The following is a 14,303-nucleotide window of genomic DNA, read 5'->3' on the forward strand; positions in this document are numbered from 1 at the left end:
GGTGTTCAATGAACGCCTACACGGTGTCCCGGCTGGCTCTTGATGCCGGGGTGAGCGTGCATATCGTGCGCGACTACCTGCTGCGCGGATTGCTGCGCCCGGTGGCGTGCACACCAGGCGGCTACGGCTTGTTCGATGACGCCGCCTTGCAACGGCTGTGCTTCGTGCGGGCGGCCTTCGAGGCGGGCATCGGCCTCGACGCGCTGGCGCGGCTGTGCCGGGCGCTGGATGCGGCGGACGGCGACGAAGCGGCCGCGCAGCTTGCCCTGCTGCGTCAGTTCGTCGAGCGTCGGCGCGAAGCGTTGGCCGATCTGGAAGTGCAGTTGGCCACCCTGCCGACCGAGCCGGCACAGCACGCGGAGAGTCTGCCATGAACAACCCCGAGCGCTTGCCGTCCGAGACGCACAAACCGATCACCGGCTACCTGTGGGGCGGACTGGCTGTGCTGACTTGCCCCTGCCACCTGCCCATCCTCGCTGTCGTGCTGGCCGGCACAACCGCCGGTGCTTTCCTCGGCGAGCATTGGGTCATCGCGGCGCTCGGTTTGACCGGCCTGTTCCTTCTGTCCCTGTCGCGGGCGTTGCGGGCATTCAGGGAAAGAGAATGAGCGCTTTCCGGCCGGATGGATGGACGACGCCGGAACTGGCCCAAGCGGTCGAGCGCGGGCAGCTTGAACTGCACTACCAGCCCGTCGTCGATCTGCGCAGTGGTGGGATTGTCGGCGCGGAAGCCCTGTTGCGCTGGCGTCATCCGACGCTTGGACTATTGCCACCGGGCCAGTTCCTGCCCGTGGTCGAATCGTCCGGCCTGATGCCTGAAATCGGCGCTTGGGTGCTGGGCGAAGCCTGCCGCCAGATGCGTGACTGGCGAATGCTGGCATGGCGACCGTTCCGGCTGGCCGTCAATGTTTCGGCGAGCCAAGTGGGACCGGACTTCGACGGGTGGGTAAAGGGCGTGCTGGCTGATGCCGAGTTGCCCGCCGAGTATCTCGAAATCGAGCTGACCGAATCGGTCGCGTTTGGTGATCCGGCGATCTTCCCCGCCCTGGACGCCTTGCGGCAGATCGGTGTGCGCTTCGCCGCCGATGACTTCGGGACGGGGTATTCCTGTCTGCAACATCTGAAGTGCTGCCCAATCAGCACGCTCAAGATCGACCAATCGTTTGTCGCCGGGCTCGCCAACGACCGCCGCGACCAAACCATCGTGCACACCGTGATTCAGCTTGCGCACGGGCTGGGCATGGATGTGGTGGCTGAAGGCGTGGAAACATCGGCGAGTCTTGATCTATTGCGACAAGCGGACTGCGACACAGGACAAGGCTTCCTGTTCGCGAAGCCAATGCCGGCGGCGGCATTCGCCGTCTTCGTCAGTCAATGGAGGGGTGCCACCATGAATGCAAGTGACTCGACCACCACCAGTTGCTGCGTGTGCTGCAAGGAAATCCCGCTCGATGCCGCCTTCACCCCGGAAGGCGCGGAATACGTCGAGCACTTCTGCGGGTTGGAGTGTTATCAACGCTTCGAAGCGCGTGCCAAGACAGGGAACGAAACCGATGCCGATCCGAACGCGGGGTTTGGGGAGCAATGGAACCAAAAACCAACGTAAGCCCTACCAACGCTTTTCGGTGTCTTCTTCCCAGGCGCCCATCTCGACAAAACAGTTGCGCATGTCGGCCTCCTGGCTGATCTCGGTCAGCAGGTCATGCACGCTCTTGTCCAGCTCATCGTCGCTCCGATACGGAATGGTCAACTCATAGTGGCCGGCATCCAGCCGCTTCATGCCATAGGGCTCCAGGCAGTAGCGCTCAATGTTCTCCGTGGCCCGCTTCCGGCCGCGCACGAACTTGCTGTTATTCACCACCGCGAGGCGCAGGGTGACGGTGGCCACCCGCTCGGCGGCGGGCGGCTCTGCCGGCGACGCGGCCGAAGGCTGCTGGTCGCGTGACCTGGCGCTCTTCTGGTACGCGCCGATCTCGACACCACGGTGGCGCAGGTAGCTGTACAGCGTGCTCTTGGAGATGTGCAGCTTCTCGCCGATCGCGCTGACGCTCAGGCGACCTTCGCGGTAGAGGGTTTCGGCCGCCATGGCGGTGGCCTCAGCCTTGGCTGGCAGGCCCTTGGGACGGCCACCGATCCGGCCACGCGCCCGTGCGGCCGACAGACCCGCCTGAGTCCGCTCGCGGATCAGCTCGCGCTCGAACTCCGCCAGCGAGGCGAACAGGTTGAACACCAGGCGGCCTTGGGCGTGGGTGGTGTCGATGGGGTCATTCAGGCTCTGTAAGCCGACCTTGCGCTCTGCCAGCTCGCCGACCAACTCGACCAGGTGCTTGAGGGAACGCCCAAGGCGATCCAGCTTCCAGATCACCACGGCATCACCCGGCCGCACGTTGGCCAGCAGTTTGTCCAACTCCGGCCGGGCGCTTTTCGCGCCGCTGGCGATGTCTTGGTAGATGCGTTCGCACCCGGCCTGTTTCAGGGCATCGACTTGTAGGTCGGCTTTCTGATCCCGAGTGCTCACTCGCGCATAACCGATCTTCATCAAAAGTACTGTTTACTCGACTACGTTAGTAATAGTTGAACTTTGATTAAGCGTACCAGTTATTTGAACCGTAGCGCGGGGAGCTTAACGAACCGAGCCATTCCTCGATAGAGTTCGGCAAAACCTTCGTTTTGTCGAACCATTGCATCGCCCTTTGTGATTGGCGTATAAACACACAAACACCTATTAGCGGAGAACGCTATGAATACCATTCGCTGGAATGTCGCCGTCTCGGCCGACACCGACCAGTCGCTTCGGATGTTTCTGGCCAGCCAGGGCGGCGGCCGTAAGGGCGACCTGTCGCGCTTCATCGAAGAAGCGGTACGGGCACACATCCTGGAGCTGAGCGCTGAGCAGGCCAAGGCCGCTAACGCCCATCTGAGTGAGGCAGAATTGACCAACGCGGTTGACGAAGCGCTCGACTGGGCACGTAAGCGCTGATGCGGGTCGTGTTGGATACCAACATCCTGTTCAGCGCCCTGATCTCGCCACATGGCGCGCCCGATGCGATCTACCGTGCCTGGCGGGCGGCGCGTTTCGAGGTGGTGACCTCGCGGATGCAACTCGATGAAATTCGTCGAGCCAGCCGCTATCCCAAGCTTCAGGCCATCCTACAGCCCGCCAAGGTGGGCGCCATGATCAATAACCTGCAACGGGCTGTGGTACTGGAGCGCCTGACCATCGAGGTCGAAGCCGATGATCCGGATGACTCGTTTTTGCTGGCCATGGCCTTGGCGGGCGATGCGGACTACCTGGTAACCGGTGATCGCCGCGCCGGCCTGCTGCAACGCGGGCACATCGAACGCACGCGGATCGTCACGCCCGCCGTGTTCTGCGTCGAGGTGCTGTGATCAATGCCGGTCGGTTTTCTGACTCAAGAGCAACGCGACGGTTTTGGCCGCTATGTTGATTCGCCCAGCCGTGAAGAGCTGGAACGTTACTTCCACCTGAGCGATGAAGACCGTGAAGCCATCCAGGTGCTGCGGGGTAACCATAACCGTCTGGGTTATGCCGTTCTGCTGACCACCGTCCGCTTCGTTGGCGTTCTGCCGGACAAGCCCGCCGCCGTGCCGGTGGAAGTCCTGCAGGTGCTTTGCCGACAACTGGCGATTCCAGACCCCGACTGCCTCCAGCGCTATAGCGATCATCGCCGCTGGATACATGCCACCGATATTCAGAACCGCTTTGGCTATCGTCATTTCACCGATCCGGGCATCGGCTTTCGCTTGAGCCGCTGGCTGTATGCCCTCTGCTGGACGGGCACCGACCGGCCGGGAGTGCTGTTTGAGCGAGCCACCTCGTGGCTGTTCACACAGAAAGTCCTCCTGCCTGGTGTGTCTCAACTAGAGCGCTTTATCGCCCAGTTGCGCAGTCGGGTCGAAGAACGCCTCTGGTTTACGCTGGGCCGCAGCGTGACTGAGGAACAGCGATTGCAACTGCAAGACTTGCTGACGGTGGCCGAAGGCAACCGCAGCTCCCGGCTGGATCAATTGCGCTCCGGCCCGGTCATGGTCAGTGGCCCCGCGTTGATTCGGGCACTGCGCCGGCTCGATGACGTGCGCGGCATCGGCATCACCTTGCCGGCGGCGGCGCACATCCCTCCCAGCCGTATCGCCGCCCTGGCCCGCTTCGCCAACACGGCCAAGGTCACCGCGATTAATCGGCTGCCGGCGTCGCGGCGGATGGCGACACTGGTGGCCTTCGCACTCTGCCTGGAGGCGACTGCGCACGACGACGCACTGGAAGTCCTGGAGGCCTTGCTGCGCGACCTGTTCAGCAACGCGGAGAAGGCCGACAAGAAAGCCCGCATGCGCAGCCTGAAAGACCTGGATCGGTCGGCCGCGACGCTCGCCGCCGCGTGCAAGGTCGTGCTGGACAGCTCGATCAGCGATGACAACGTGCGCGCCCGGCTGTTCAACGACCTGCCGAGGACCACCCTGGAAAAGGCCCTGGAAGAGGTCAACGCGCTGATCCGCCCGGTAGATGACGTCTATTTTCTTGCATTGGAAGCGCGCTACCGCAGCGTGCGCCGCTTCCTGCCCGACCTGCTCAAGCACATCCGCTTCGGCTTCAGCCCGGCCGGCAAGGGCGTGGCGGCTAGTCTGGAGTGGCTGCAACTGAACCTGCCGCGCCGGAAGCCAGAGGATGACGCGCCGCAGGAGATCGTGGCCAAGGCTTGGCAGAAGCACATCACCCGCGAAGATGGCTCCCTCGACATGGGTGCCTATGTGTTCTGCACGCTCGATGCGCTGCGCACGGCCCTGCGCCGCCGCGATGTCTTCGTCTCGCCCAGTTGGCGCTATGCCGACCCGCGTCTTGGCCTGCTCGACGGTGCCGAATGGCTGGCGGCGCGACCGATCATCTGCCGGTCACTGGGCCTGACCATCGACGCCAAAACCACCCTGGACGCCTTGTCCGTCGAGCTGGATGCAACCTGGCTGGCAGTAGCCGCGCGCCTGCCCGACAACCCGGCGATTCAACTGAGCGAGAACACCGAGGGCAAGACCGAACTGTCGCTCGGGGCGCTGGACAAGCTGGACGAGCCCTGCTCGTTGCTGCAACTGCGGGCGGCCGTGTCTGACCTGATGCCGCGTGTCGATCTGCCGGAAATCCTCTTGGAAATCGCCGCCCGCACTGGCTTTTCCGAGGCCTTCACCCATGTCTCCGAACGCAATGCACGCGCCGACAACCTGGTCACCAGCCTCTGCGCGGTGCTGTTGGGCGGGGCCTGCAACACCGGCCTGGAGCCCTTGATCCGCACCGACAACCCGGCGCTGCGCCGTGACCGGCTGTCCTGGGTCAGCCAGAATTATATCCGCGACGACACCCTGTCAGCGGCTAACGCCATCCTGGTCGGAGCGCAAAGCCAACTGGAACTGGCCCAAGTCTGGGGTGGCGGCGAGGTCGCCTCCGCCGATGGCATGCGCTTCGTCGTACCGGTGCGCACCGTGCATGCCGGCCCCAATCCGAAGTATTTCGGCACCGGCCGGGGTGTCACCTGGTACAACCTGATTTCCGACCAATTCTCCGGCCTCAACGCCATCACCGTGCCCGGCACGCTGCGCGACAGCCTGGTGTTGCTGGCGGTCGTGCTGGAACAGCAGACCGAGTTGCAGCCGACGCAAATCATGACCGACACCGGGGCCTACAGCGATGTGGTGTTCGGGCTCTTCCGCCTACTTGGCTACCACTTCAGTCCGCGGCTGGCCGATGTCGGCGGTACCCGCTTCTGGCGCACGCGCCCGGACGCGGACTACGGCAAGCTCAACGGGCTGGCCCGCCAGTCGGTCAAACTCGACCTGATCGCCGAGCACTGGGACGACCTGCTGCGCCTGGCCGGCTCGCTCAAACTCGGCCGGGTGCCGGCGACTGGCATCATGCGCACGCTGCAAACGGGAGATAGACCCACCCGGCTGGCCCAGGCGCTGGCCGAATTCGGGCGGATCGAAAAGACTCTGCACACGTTGACCTATATCGACGACGAGTCCAAGCGCCGCGCCACCCTGACCCAGTTGAACCGAGGCGAAGGCCGGCACAGCCTGGCCCGCGCCGTGTTCCACGGCAAACGCGGCGAGCTCCGCCAGCGCTACCGCGAAGGCCAGGAAGACCAGCTCGGTGCTCTGGGCCTGGTGGTGAACATCATCGTGCTGTGGAACACCCTCTACATGACGGCGGCCGTGGAACGGCTCAAGCAGCACGGCTATCCAGTGCTGGAAGAGGATTTGGCCCGGCTATCGCCGCTGATCTACGAGCACATCAACATGCTCGGGCGGTATTCCTTTGCGGTACCGGAAGAAGTTGCGCGCGGCGAGCTGCGGCCACTGCGTAATCCAGACGACGACCTGTGATCCCCCTAAACGCTATGAGCAACACCCAAGCTGCTGCTGGATCGGCGGGCACTTCACCGAGCCGAACGAACAGAAAACGCAGCAATCCCCTGGGTTGGGGCGCAGCAGCGCCTTGCAGTTGCTGCACTCGTAATAGAACTGGCAGGCGTCCGTGGGCATGGTTTCCGGCTTGGCGAAGCCGCAGCGCGGGCAAGTCAGCACGGACTCAAGGACAATGGCGCTCATCGTGACCTCACTTCTGCACTGTGGAGGGGTATCCCGCGTTCGCGGTCGCCTCAGTCAGTGCCTCGGGCTGGGCCTTATCGGGATCGTAGGTGACGGTCGCCGTCTTCTGGTCGAAATTGACCTGGACGTCACTCACGCCGGACACCTTCTCCAGCGACTTCTTGACCGTGATCGGACAGAGTCCGCACGTCATGTTCTGCACGTCGAGCGTGACGGTTTTCGGGGGAGCCGCCAGCGCCACGAAGGGCAAGGCGAAAAGCACGGCGATCAGCAGTTTGCGCATGGTTAATCTCCTTCAGTAGAACAGCGGGGCGAGCCACGGCACGGCCAATAGGCCGAGCAGCAGCACGCTGACGATCCAGAACACGAGTCGCTGTCGCACGAGCGTGCGCGGATCGGCGCAGGGTGTACCTGGCGTACAAACCTGTGGCACCAGGTAGAGCTTGCGGAATGCCAATCCCAGGAACAGTAGAGTCAACCCGATGAAGAGGGGGCGTAGTGGCTCCATCATGGTCAGAGCGCCCACCCACGTACCGCCGACACCGAGTGCCAACAGCACCAGTGGCCCGACACAGCACACCGACGCACCGATGGCGGTCAGCGAACTCGCGACCAGCGAGCCTTTCCCGGTGAGTTGCATCCCCATTCCCATCTCCTGAGCCTGATTGCCTAGGTGCTATTCTAAACTCCGTACCAAAGTACGGAATCAAGGAGAAAGTGATGGCCACAGAGCTGACCATTGGCAAGCTGGCAGACGCCGCCGGGGTGAACGTCGAGACGATCCGCTACTACCAGCGACGCGGGCTGCTGGATGAACCAGCCAAACCCTTGGGTGGCCATCGGCGCTATCCGGTGGACATGGTGAAGCGACTGCGTTTCATCAAGCGGGCTCAGGCGCTGGGTTTCACGCTCTCGGAAGTCGGTGGACTGCTGACGCTGGATGAGTCGTGCGCCTGTGCCGAAACGCGAGCACGGGCTGCACGCAAGCTCGCGTTGATCGAGCAGAAGATGGCCGACTTGGTCGTCATGCAGCAACTGTTAGGCGAACTGGTGCAGCAATGTGATGCGGGAGACGGCGGAACGATCTGCCCGATCATCGAGGCACTGATCAGAGAGTAATGCCTGGCGGGTGAGCTGGAGATCGGAAAGCCCCTTTACGGTGGGATTCAGAGCTTACGTTGGTTTTTGGTTCCATTGCTCCCCAAACCCCAGGTACTGTAAAATAGAAGAGTGAGCACTTGATTTGCTGGTGCTTTCAAACAACGGTGTTGTTTTTTTAACAGCCGAACTGGAAAGGGAGGCTGAGCTGCTCAGTGATCACTTTATCCGTTGGCTGATTTACGCCGGCATGTTCGCTACAGGCACTGAACGACAACGCAGATGGTATGGTCTGTGCGTTCTGACTCGTCAAGGATCGGCCAATGGATCGTTTGTCTAATTTGCTCTCGCGGTTCGGCGTGCGGGCCAATCTGTTCTATGACGGCGACCTATGCGGCTCTGCATCTTACGATGGCGCCGAGCGGCGAGGTTATATCCATCTGCTTCAGGCCGGCAGCGTGACGTTGCTTGGTCCCGATCGCAAGGATTTGCAGCTCACTCGCCCTAGCTTGATTTTTATGCCACGCCCCGCCAAGCATCAATTGTTTGCGGGTGAGTCCGATGGCGCAAAGTTGTTGTGTGCTTCCATGGAGTTTGAGGGCGGAATTGATAATCCTTTGTCGGCTTCATTACCGGACTGTTTGGTGCTCGCACTCGATGATCTGCCCATGCTGGCAGACACGTTGGAGTGGATGTTTGCCGAGGCGGCAAATGTGCATTGTGGAAGGGAAGCCGCGCTTGAGCGCTTATTTGAGCTCCTAATCATTCTGTTGCTCCGTTACCTGCTCGATCATCACCAGTTGCGCACCGGAATGATGGCTGGACTGGCCGACATGCGGCTTGCCCGATCGCTTTTACAGATGCACAACTCCCCGGAACATGCCTGGTCAATAGCAGAGCTGGCCAGTGAGTCAAATATGTCACGCGCTGCGTATGCCGTGCATTTCAAGAGTGTCATCGGACAGACGCCTGCTGATTATTTGTTGAGTTGGCGAGTTAGCCTGGCTCAGAAGCTGATGCGAGAAGGGCGCTCGATTACGCTGATTGCAGCTCAAGTCGGCTACGAAAGTCCTTCGGCGCTGTCTCGCGCATTTAGACGCAAGACGGGGTTGAGCCCTCGTGACTGGTTGAAAGATCTGGCGGGGGAAAATGATGGCAAAAAGGCCTAAGGCATTACTGCCTTAAGCCATTGAAAAAATTATGCATTAATTTTACGTTTTTCCAGTTCAACCAGCGAATGGCCTGCCACAAATATCGAAACAGCAAGCAACCCTAAGTCTTTAAGCAGAAACTGACCTGGCGCAACGGAAATCGCCGGAAACCCTAAACTAGGCTCAATGACGCCCGGAGTGGAAAACATAAAGCTAAGGGTTGTGAAGAACAGGCCTGCAGACAGAGCGCCTCCTACCACGGATAGTTTGGGCGACAGCATGCGGCCTGCGATCAGAGTGCCGATCGAAATCTCTAGTATGCCGAGCAGGCTGGAGAACATGTCGACCGAAAAAATGCTATACACCCATCCCAAAAGCGGGCTGTTGCTCACCAGTGGAACCAGGCCCTCGGCCTCGTAGTGGGTAAATTTCATGCCGCCGAACCAGAAGTAAATAATAGCGAGAGCCAAGTACGCGCCATAGATACCTAGCCCCATAGTTTTGGTTCCAAGCGTTAAGTGGGCCTGTACGCTGGACTTCGAGTTTTCAATGCCTATGGTTTTCATGTCTGAGCTTCCAGTAGTGAGTGAGAGTGTGTTGGCTGCCGAACGCCGTATGCGTTGGCGATGAGATTATTATGGCTGGCATCTCTAATCAAGAGGCATCAGAAAGTATTGATTTCAGTGCAGATCGTCTTGGGCGGTGCAATTCGCGATGAAGGGATCGCCGTGGAGAGCGATGAGTGCACTATTTCGATAAAGGAGTCGTTTTACATAGGTCGATGAAGCGCGTTGCGGCATCGCCTACTGTCATTTCTCAAATCTGACTATGGGGCTTGGGGCGAAGGGCGGCACTGACTAGGCTTAGAACAGCTACCAACTAGCCGCGCGGCCGCGATGCACAAAGAATGGTAACTGAGCCGTGAGTGCGGTGGGCGCCCGCATTTATTTCCAAACCCTACAGATACATCGATCTTCGACTTCAACCGGGCAGATAGCTGTTGCAGCAAGCCTATCAATCGACTTTGACGTGTTAAAGAGGATAGGTTTTCCAGGGTTGGGGAACAGCCAATGTCATCAACCTAAGCTGCAGCCCTGCCCAAGGCAAGCCCCCCGAAGCAGCCAGCCGCCATGGCCGTCGGGCGATGACCAGGCCTCTGCCGCTCAATCAGGCGGTCTAGCTGGGCTGGCGGTGATGTGATCATCGTCTGTTCCGGCTGTCTAGGCGAGATTTCTCGTTCTCCGGACGAGCCTATGCCGACCGCTTGTGACCAGCTTTTTTGCACGGAGGTTGGGCGGTGGTGTTTCTTCAGCGCGTCGGTTTGTAGCCCTCACAACCTCGGCTGGCTGCGCGTTTGCGTTGGCGCGCAAAGCTACGGCCTGAGCGTACGGCACTGAGGCTTTTAGCCATCAAGGCCAGCACATTGCTCAGCCCCTGAGCACAGTGCCGCACCAGCAGCTCGACCAGGGTATTTTTGAGCCGTGACACGCCTTGGGTGAAGTTGACTTTCCATCGCAGCTTGCGACCTTTGTGGCGCTGTTCGATGACCGGCTGTAGCAGGTGCTGCATCAACAGCGCCAGGTTCTTCAACAGTTGAGCGGCATGAAAGTCCTGCTTTACAGCGGTCACGCTGCGGCCGCTGAAGTTGTCCAGCGTCAGGGTTTGTTTGAGGCGACGGAAATCGGTTTCGATGCCCCAGCGGCGGTGGTAAAGCTCGGCAAACACCTCAGCGGGAAAGGCTTCTCGATCCAGCAGCGAGGTCAGCAATACTTCGCTTTCGCCGTTGGCCAACTCGACCCGGATCAGTCTCAGCTCGATCTGGCTGGCAGGATCAACGCCAGCCTCGGAGCAGAACAGACGTGCTTCAGGATGGTTGGCCACGAAAAGCTGTGTGTCTTCAACTTGGCCAGAGTGTAGAAACGCTTTGACCTGGGCGTTATAGCCACAGGGCAGGCGCATCAGAAAGTGCCGCTGTTGCTGCGCGAACAGCGCGAATAACCAGTGCCCAGGGTAACCACGGTCAAACAGCGTCAGGCTGTCAGCCGGCAGGTGCTCAAGGTGCAGATGGGCACAGTCGCGCTCGCCGACGGTCAGGGGCACGATCAGGCTATGCAAGGTTTGACCGTCAGCGACTTCGTAGAGTGTGGACAAGCGAGCCATGGGAAAGCCAGAGTGACTGCCAAAGAAGGTCGCCATGGTCGACTCCAGGGGTAAATGCACGGTCGAGCCATCCACCGCGAGCACCCTCAGCCCACGCCACTTCTGACGCAGCCCGAAGCAGTCAATTTGTTGCTGCAGGAGGCGATTGAGACTTTCAAATACCTCGGGGTTGAGCTTTTTGCGCGCTTTGCAGAAGGCCTGCGCAGTGACCATTTGCGTCTCAGTCGACGCCTGATTGAGTACGCGATAGAACTGATCGAGTTCGGTTTGCAGGGCCGTGCGCGGCTGATTGAGCAGGAACAGGACGAGGTTCTTGAAGGTGAGCTGGCGTCGGCGGGTAAAGTCTTGAGGATTCTGGCGGTGGGCGGCGATGAAGGCGGGACAATCGAGCGGGCTGGTTATTTTTTGTACAATTTTCAAGCCAGGGTTTGGCTGGCGGTGTCAAGCGATGCGGTATAGGTAGTCAAAAGGGCTTCTCCCATGCACTGATTTGAGCGCTAATTATATGATATTTATGGATAATTTCCAAAGTTGATGACATTGGGGGAACAGCATGCCCTGCAGAACGACACACGTCACTTTTGTTAAATTAATAAGCTAGCTACCTATTGGGCATAACCTTGCAATTTGCTTCAATTTACGCACATGCACTTGCGACCTCAAAATGCAACGTAAGCCCCGAATATCTCCATTATTGTCGCCGCCAGCCTTAGTTACAGCTGCTATGATGAATGAGATCGAAAACTGAAATCCCCCACTAGAATTGTTGACTGGAGTCAAAATGAATAAAAAGCGGCCGGTTAATCTTGATATTCGAACCATTCAGCTTCCTCTCACGGCGCTTACATCGATTCTGCACCGGATTTCAGGAATTATGCTCTTTATTTTTCTGGGACTGATACTGTATATGCTGAGCAAATCGTTGGAGTCAGAAAAGGGTTTTAATGAAGTCAAGGAGATTTTTTCTTCACCTTTCGGCAAAGTTAGTTTCTGGTTGGTATACTCTTCATTTATTTATCATCTCGTAGCCGGAATTCGACACCTAGTTATGGATGTGGGTGTTGGTCATACTTTGAAAGGCAGCAATCGCGCCTCTACTATTGTTTTAGTAGTGTCGGGTGTTTTAATGGTTGCTGGCGCCGTATGGATTTGGTAGCTGTGGAGTCGTAATGCGTATTTACAAGGACTAAAAGCGTCCTTTAAAGCTAACTTACGAAAGTATTTATAATCGACGGTTCACGCTTAAACGGTTGAATCCTTTCGGGCTTCCGAATAGCTGTTAGCTGAAAGCTATCATGAGCTAAGTTTTCTGTGCATCATCAAATGTGTTAATGGGAGCGCCATAGTACTAGGTACAAATATGGCTCTAGGACAATGTTAGATGTTTTGGATTTTGAGGCGGATCGCTCTTATCGAAGATCGTCTAATTCGCTCTGAAGCGCAGGTTTTTTGAAACTATCACCTGGTTGGCACACTGTGCGAATCAACATCAGATATGAGAAAGCCAATCAGGTGAACACTACCCTCGAGGGCTCATCTGTCCAGTTAAAGCCTCGAGTCTTTCTGGGTGCGCAAAAGACAAGAAGGTTATATGGGAAAATTATGAGGCCTGGATACCATGCGTCATGGGCGTGCCGATGCTGTGAGTGACAGAGCGAGAAGCAAGTGAAAGTCCCTGAAGTAGGGGCGGGATGCGCCCGAGTGGCATTTTTTGTCTTAAGGTAGATCGCGTAGCTGTTCTTCAGAATAATCTTCAGAGCGTTGACGACAGCCATCGCTGTGCATTCCTCAAGAATAGAATGTGTCGGAAGGGTGGCGTCATTGGTGTTAGTCATCGCTTAGGATTTCTCAATCTGGCTTACACGGGCGCCTGTACCGATATCCCCGCGGATGGCGACGTATCGATGTTGAATTCCTCGCCAGACGAAGTGCAATGAGCTGCGGCTATAGGCTTGCGCAGCCTTAGATAGCCGGCCGTCGCAGGCGCGCCGGTTGGCCGGGATCTTCTTCTGCCCGTCAGGTGTCCGGTCGGAACTCCAGCACGAACGCTACGACCTTTTCGGCGGACATTTCGCACGGCTTCAACAATGTCCTATCTGATGTAACGCGGAAGAGGTTGAAGCTGACAATGTCAGTCCCGTCCAACTCCCTGGCGAACAGACTGTTGCGACGTCCGTCCCCAGATCGCCGGACGATCAAGCTGAAACGCCGGCCTTCATAAGTCCCTTCTCTGTATCCCTCCGCAAGCTTCGCGAAAGCGGCATCGAACTCGGAATGCTCCATGTCATCCATCCTTATTGATAGAACAGAGGCGCGGCGGGTGCGAGACCGCCAGTGCCGGGTCGCGCTAAGGTGCCGGGCAGATTCCTGCAGCCGACGAGGCCCGGGGTGGGCAGGATAATTGAGATGTCGGCGCCCGCATGGCTATCAGCGAAGTCGTCCGTCCAGTCTGCTAGGCAACGTCCACGCCTTTCCAGAAAGCGATGTAATCCCGGATACCCTCGGCATCCGGAGTGGGGGCGGGATAGGTCCAAGCGGCGTTCACGTTGAGCGCGTCACCCGCGCGAACATGAAAGAAGCGCGCGGCGCCTTTGATCGGACAGACAGATGTGTGCGGGCTCATCTCAAGCAGGCTCAGGTCGACTCCTGACGGTGGGAAGTAGTGATTTCCCTCGACGATGACTGTTTCGTCGCTTGTGGCGATAGTAGTGTCTTTCCAGATGGCTGAGACCAACGGACTCTCCTTTTGTATTCATCAACCGGCGAAGGCTCGCGGGCTGGCTGCCCCAAGCCGCACCTCCTCAGGTGGCAGGCGGGTTGCGCCCGAGAAGTTTGTCGAGCTCGCCTCTGACATCGAGCGCGAATAGCTCATCGGAGCCACCGATAAGGGTGCCATTGATGAAGATCTGCGGCACGGAGCTTCGCCCCGACGCTTCCGCCATGGCCTGCCGGTGAGCCGGATCCGCCTCAATATCGAGCTCCTTCCATCGCACGCCCTTTTCCTTGAGGAGCGCCTTCGCTCGGCGGCAGAACGGGCACCAATTCGTGGTGTACAGCAATACATCAGTTGTCATATTGCATCTCCGGCAGTTGCACGCGGATCGCTGTCATGGCGTTGATCTCCAATTCGCGGCGTTCAAAGATGGCGACTGCACCTTGGCCGACATCGGAGCAGATGCTGACGATTGGCCGCTATCCAGGCGACATGGCCCAAAGTGCTTTCACCGCCAGGCAGAGGCCGCACGCGCCTCCTGTAGCGCCGAGCCGATGCTCTAAGGTAACC

The 14,303-nt window shown here is 58.8% G+C and carries 18 protein-coding genes; 9 read left to right on the forward strand and 9 right to left on the reverse strand.

The features are described 5' to 3' along the window. Positions 1–8: 8 nt before the first annotated feature. Genes merD through PSPA7_RS00500 form a run of 3 tightly spaced genes read left to right on the forward strand, consistent with a single transcriptional unit; the run spans position 9 to position 1,605 of the window. A complete protein-coding gene (gene merD / locus PSPA7_RS00490) occupies positions 9–374 on the forward strand; it encodes a mercury resistance co-regulator MerD (protein WP_000995360.1) in 366 nt (121 codons plus the stop codon). Further along, positions 371–607, forward strand: a complete 237-nt coding sequence (merE, locus tag PSPA7_RS00495) for a broad-spectrum mercury transporter MerE (RefSeq protein WP_003132004.1) — start codon at positions 371–373, stop codon at positions 605–607. The genes merD and merE overlap by 4 nt, the downstream gene beginning before the upstream one ends. Continuing rightward, entirely contained in the window at positions 604–1,605 is a 1,002-nt protein-coding gene (locus PSPA7_RS00500) for a DUF3330 domain-containing protein (protein ID WP_011979107.1), read from the forward strand. The genes merE and PSPA7_RS00500 overlap by 4 nt, the downstream gene beginning before the upstream one ends. Positions 1,606–1,608: 3 nt before the next feature. On the opposite strand, the gene PSPA7_RS00505 is transcribed toward PSPA7_RS00500, so the two are convergent. Beyond that, entirely contained in the window at positions 1,609–2,538 is a 930-nt protein-coding gene (locus PSPA7_RS00505) for a recombinase family protein (RefSeq protein ID WP_003150544.1), read from the reverse strand. Between the two features lie 201 nt (positions 2,539–2,739). Between PSPA7_RS00505 and PSPA7_RS00510 the strand changes: the two genes are divergently transcribed. Genes PSPA7_RS00510 through PSPA7_RS00520 form a run of 3 tightly spaced genes read left to right on the forward strand, consistent with a single transcriptional unit; the run spans position 2,740 to position 6,386 of the window. Further along, entirely contained in the window at positions 2,740–2,979 is a 240-nt protein-coding gene (locus tag PSPA7_RS00510; RefSeq protein WP_003089107.1) for a ribbon-helix-helix domain-containing protein, read from the forward strand. Beyond that, positions 2,979–3,389: a putative toxin-antitoxin system toxin component, PIN family gene (locus tag PSPA7_RS00515; RefSeq protein ID WP_003150546.1), complete on the forward strand. Its 411-nt coding sequence runs from the start codon at positions 2,979–2,981 to the stop codon at positions 3,387–3,389. Before PSPA7_RS00510 ends, PSPA7_RS00515 begins: the two co-directional genes overlap by 1 nt. A 3-nt stretch (positions 3,390–3,392) precedes the next feature. Beyond that, positions 3,393–6,386: a Tn3 family transposase gene (locus PSPA7_RS00520; RefSeq protein ID WP_003299771.1), complete on the forward strand. Its 2,994-nt coding sequence runs from the start codon at positions 3,393–3,395 to the stop codon at positions 6,384–6,386. A 12-nt stretch (positions 6,387–6,398) separates the two neighbouring features. On the opposite strand, the gene PSPA7_RS30585 is transcribed toward PSPA7_RS00520, so the two are convergent. The 3 genes from PSPA7_RS30585 to PSPA7_RS00530 are packed head-to-tail and all read right to left on the reverse strand — an operon-like array spanning position 6,399 to position 7,257. Then, complete coding sequence (locus PSPA7_RS30585; RefSeq protein ID WP_003089113.1) at positions 6,399–6,611, reverse strand: GDCCVxC domain-containing (seleno)protein; 213 nt, start codon at positions 6,609–6,611, stop codon at positions 6,399–6,401. A gap of 7 nt (positions 6,612–6,618) precedes the next feature. Continuing rightward, positions 6,619–6,894, reverse strand: a complete 276-nt coding sequence (merP, locus tag PSPA7_RS00525) for a mercury resistance system periplasmic binding protein MerP (protein ID WP_003150552.1) — start codon at positions 6,892–6,894, stop codon at positions 6,619–6,621. A 12-nt stretch (positions 6,895–6,906) separates the two neighbouring features. After that, on the reverse strand, positions 6,907–7,257 hold the full coding sequence (locus PSPA7_RS00530; protein ID WP_003089115.1) for a mercuric transporter MerT family protein: 351 nt from the start codon (positions 7,255–7,257) through the stop codon (positions 6,907–6,909). A gap of 74 nt (positions 7,258–7,331) precedes the next feature. Between PSPA7_RS00530 and merR the strand changes: the two genes are divergently transcribed. Together merR and PSPA7_RS00540 are read left to right on the forward strand one after the other, a co-directional pair. Continuing rightward, entirely contained in the window at positions 7,332–7,730 is a 399-nt protein-coding gene (gene merR, locus PSPA7_RS00535; protein ID WP_003089120.1) for a mercury resistance transcriptional regulator MerR, read from the forward strand. Positions 7,731–8,032: 302 nt separating this feature from the next. After that, positions 8,033–8,878, forward strand: a complete 846-nt coding sequence (locus PSPA7_RS00540; RefSeq protein ID WP_003464995.1) for an AraC family transcriptional regulator — start codon at positions 8,033–8,035, stop codon at positions 8,876–8,878. A 29-nt stretch (positions 8,879–8,907) separates the two neighbouring features. Here the strand turns inward: PSPA7_RS00540 and PSPA7_RS00545 are convergent, their stop codons facing one another. Both PSPA7_RS00545 and PSPA7_RS00550 read right to left on the reverse strand, forming a co-directional pair. Further along, the gene (locus PSPA7_RS00545; protein ID WP_003464991.1) at positions 8,908–9,426 is read right to left on the reverse strand and encodes a YkgB family protein; all 519 of its coding nucleotides are present in this window, start codon (positions 9,424–9,426) and stop codon (positions 8,908–8,910) included. 742 nt (positions 9,427–10,168) lie between these two features. Continuing rightward, positions 10,169–11,440, reverse strand: a complete 1,272-nt coding sequence (locus PSPA7_RS00550; RefSeq protein WP_004423958.1) for an IS4-like element ISPa1635 family transposase — start codon at positions 11,438–11,440, stop codon at positions 10,169–10,171. Between the two features lie 361 nt (positions 11,441–11,801). Between PSPA7_RS00550 and sdhC the strand changes: the two genes are divergently transcribed. Next, positions 11,802–12,176, forward strand: coding sequence for a succinate dehydrogenase, cytochrome b556 subunit (gene sdhC / locus PSPA7_RS30590; protein WP_005005993.1), 375 nt, complete (start codon positions 11,802–11,804; stop codon positions 12,174–12,176). 860 nt (positions 12,177–13,036) lie between these two features. Here the strand turns inward: sdhC and PSPA7_RS00560 are convergent. The 3 genes from PSPA7_RS00560 to grxC all read right to left on the reverse strand — a co-directional run bounded on the left by PSPA7_RS00560 (position 13,037) and on the right by grxC (position 14,094). Beyond that, positions 13,037–13,303 (reverse strand): hypothetical protein, encoded by a 267-nt coding sequence (locus PSPA7_RS00560; protein WP_003464988.1) that lies wholly within the window; start codon positions 13,301–13,303, stop codon positions 13,037–13,039. A gap of 169 nt (positions 13,304–13,472) precedes the next feature. Beyond that, entirely contained in the window at positions 13,473–13,754 is a 282-nt protein-coding gene (locus PSPA7_RS00565; RefSeq protein ID WP_003464986.1) for a DUF427 domain-containing protein, read from the reverse strand. Positions 13,755–13,821: 67 nt separating this feature from the next. Next, positions 13,822–14,094 carry a glutaredoxin 3 gene (gene grxC, locus PSPA7_RS00570; protein ID WP_005005995.1) on the reverse strand — a complete coding sequence of 91 codons (273 nt, stop codon included), beginning with the start codon at positions 14,092–14,094 and terminating at the stop codon, positions 13,822–13,824. Positions 14,095–14,303: the final 209 nt, after the last annotated feature.

Origin of the sequence: Pseudomonas paraeruginosa PA7, from assembly GCF_000017205.1 — a bacterium.
GTDB classification, from domain to species: Bacteria; Pseudomonadota; Gammaproteobacteria; order Pseudomonadales; family Pseudomonadaceae; genus Pseudomonas; species Pseudomonas paraeruginosa.

What these genes read in the sequence shown, in the direction of transcription:
- merD (WP_000995360.1), top strand. Translation starts at nt 9, where the DNA reads ATGAACGCCTACACGGTGTCCCGGCTGGCTCTTGATGCCGGGGTGAGC.
- merE (WP_003132004.1), top strand. Translation starts at nt 371, where the DNA reads ATGAACAACCCCGAGCGCTTGCCGTCCGAGACGCACAAACCGATCACC.
- PSPA7_RS00500 (WP_011979107.1), top strand. Translation starts at nt 604, where the DNA reads ATGAGCGCTTTCCGGCCGGATGGATGGACGACGCCGGAACTGGCCCAA.
- PSPA7_RS00505 (WP_003150544.1), bottom strand. Translation starts at nt 2,538, where the DNA reads ATGAAGATCGGTTATGCGCGAGTGAGCACTCGGGATCAGAAAGCCGAC.
- PSPA7_RS00510 (WP_003089107.1), top strand. Translation starts at nt 2,740, where the DNA reads ATGAATACCATTCGCTGGAATGTCGCCGTCTCGGCCGACACCGACCAG.
- PSPA7_RS00515 (WP_003150546.1), top strand. Translation starts at nt 2,979, where the DNA reads ATGCGGGTCGTGTTGGATACCAACATCCTGTTCAGCGCCCTGATCTCG.
- PSPA7_RS00520 (WP_003299771.1), top strand. Translation starts at nt 3,393, where the DNA reads ATGCCGGTCGGTTTTCTGACTCAAGAGCAACGCGACGGTTTTGGCCGC.
- PSPA7_RS30585 (WP_003089113.1), bottom strand. Translation starts at nt 6,611, where the DNA reads ATGAGCGCCATTGTCCTTGAGTCCGTGCTGACTTGCCCGCGCTGCGGC.
- merP (WP_003150552.1), bottom strand. Translation starts at nt 6,894, where the DNA reads ATGCGCAAACTGCTGATCGCCGTGCTTTTCGCCTTGCCCTTCGTGGCG.
- PSPA7_RS00530 (WP_003089115.1), bottom strand. Translation starts at nt 7,257, where the DNA reads ATGGGGATGCAACTCACCGGGAAAGGCTCGCTGGTCGCGAGTTCGCTG.
- merR (WP_003089120.1), top strand. Translation starts at nt 7,332, where the DNA reads ATGGCCACAGAGCTGACCATTGGCAAGCTGGCAGACGCCGCCGGGGTG.
- PSPA7_RS00540 (WP_003464995.1), top strand. Translation starts at nt 8,033, where the DNA reads ATGGATCGTTTGTCTAATTTGCTCTCGCGGTTCGGCGTGCGGGCCAAT.
- PSPA7_RS00545 (WP_003464991.1), bottom strand. Translation starts at nt 9,426, where the DNA reads ATGAAAACCATAGGCATTGAAAACTCGAAGTCCAGCGTACAGGCCCAC.
- sdhC (WP_005005993.1), top strand. Translation starts at nt 11,802, where the DNA reads ATGAATAAAAAGCGGCCGGTTAATCTTGATATTCGAACCATTCAGCTT.
- PSPA7_RS00560 (WP_003464988.1), bottom strand. Translation starts at nt 13,303, where the DNA reads ATGGAGCATTCCGAGTTCGATGCCGCTTTCGCGAAGCTTGCGGAGGGA.
- grxC (WP_005005995.1), bottom strand. Translation starts at nt 14,094, where the DNA reads ATGACAACTGATGTATTGCTGTACACCACGAATTGGTGCCCGTTCTGC.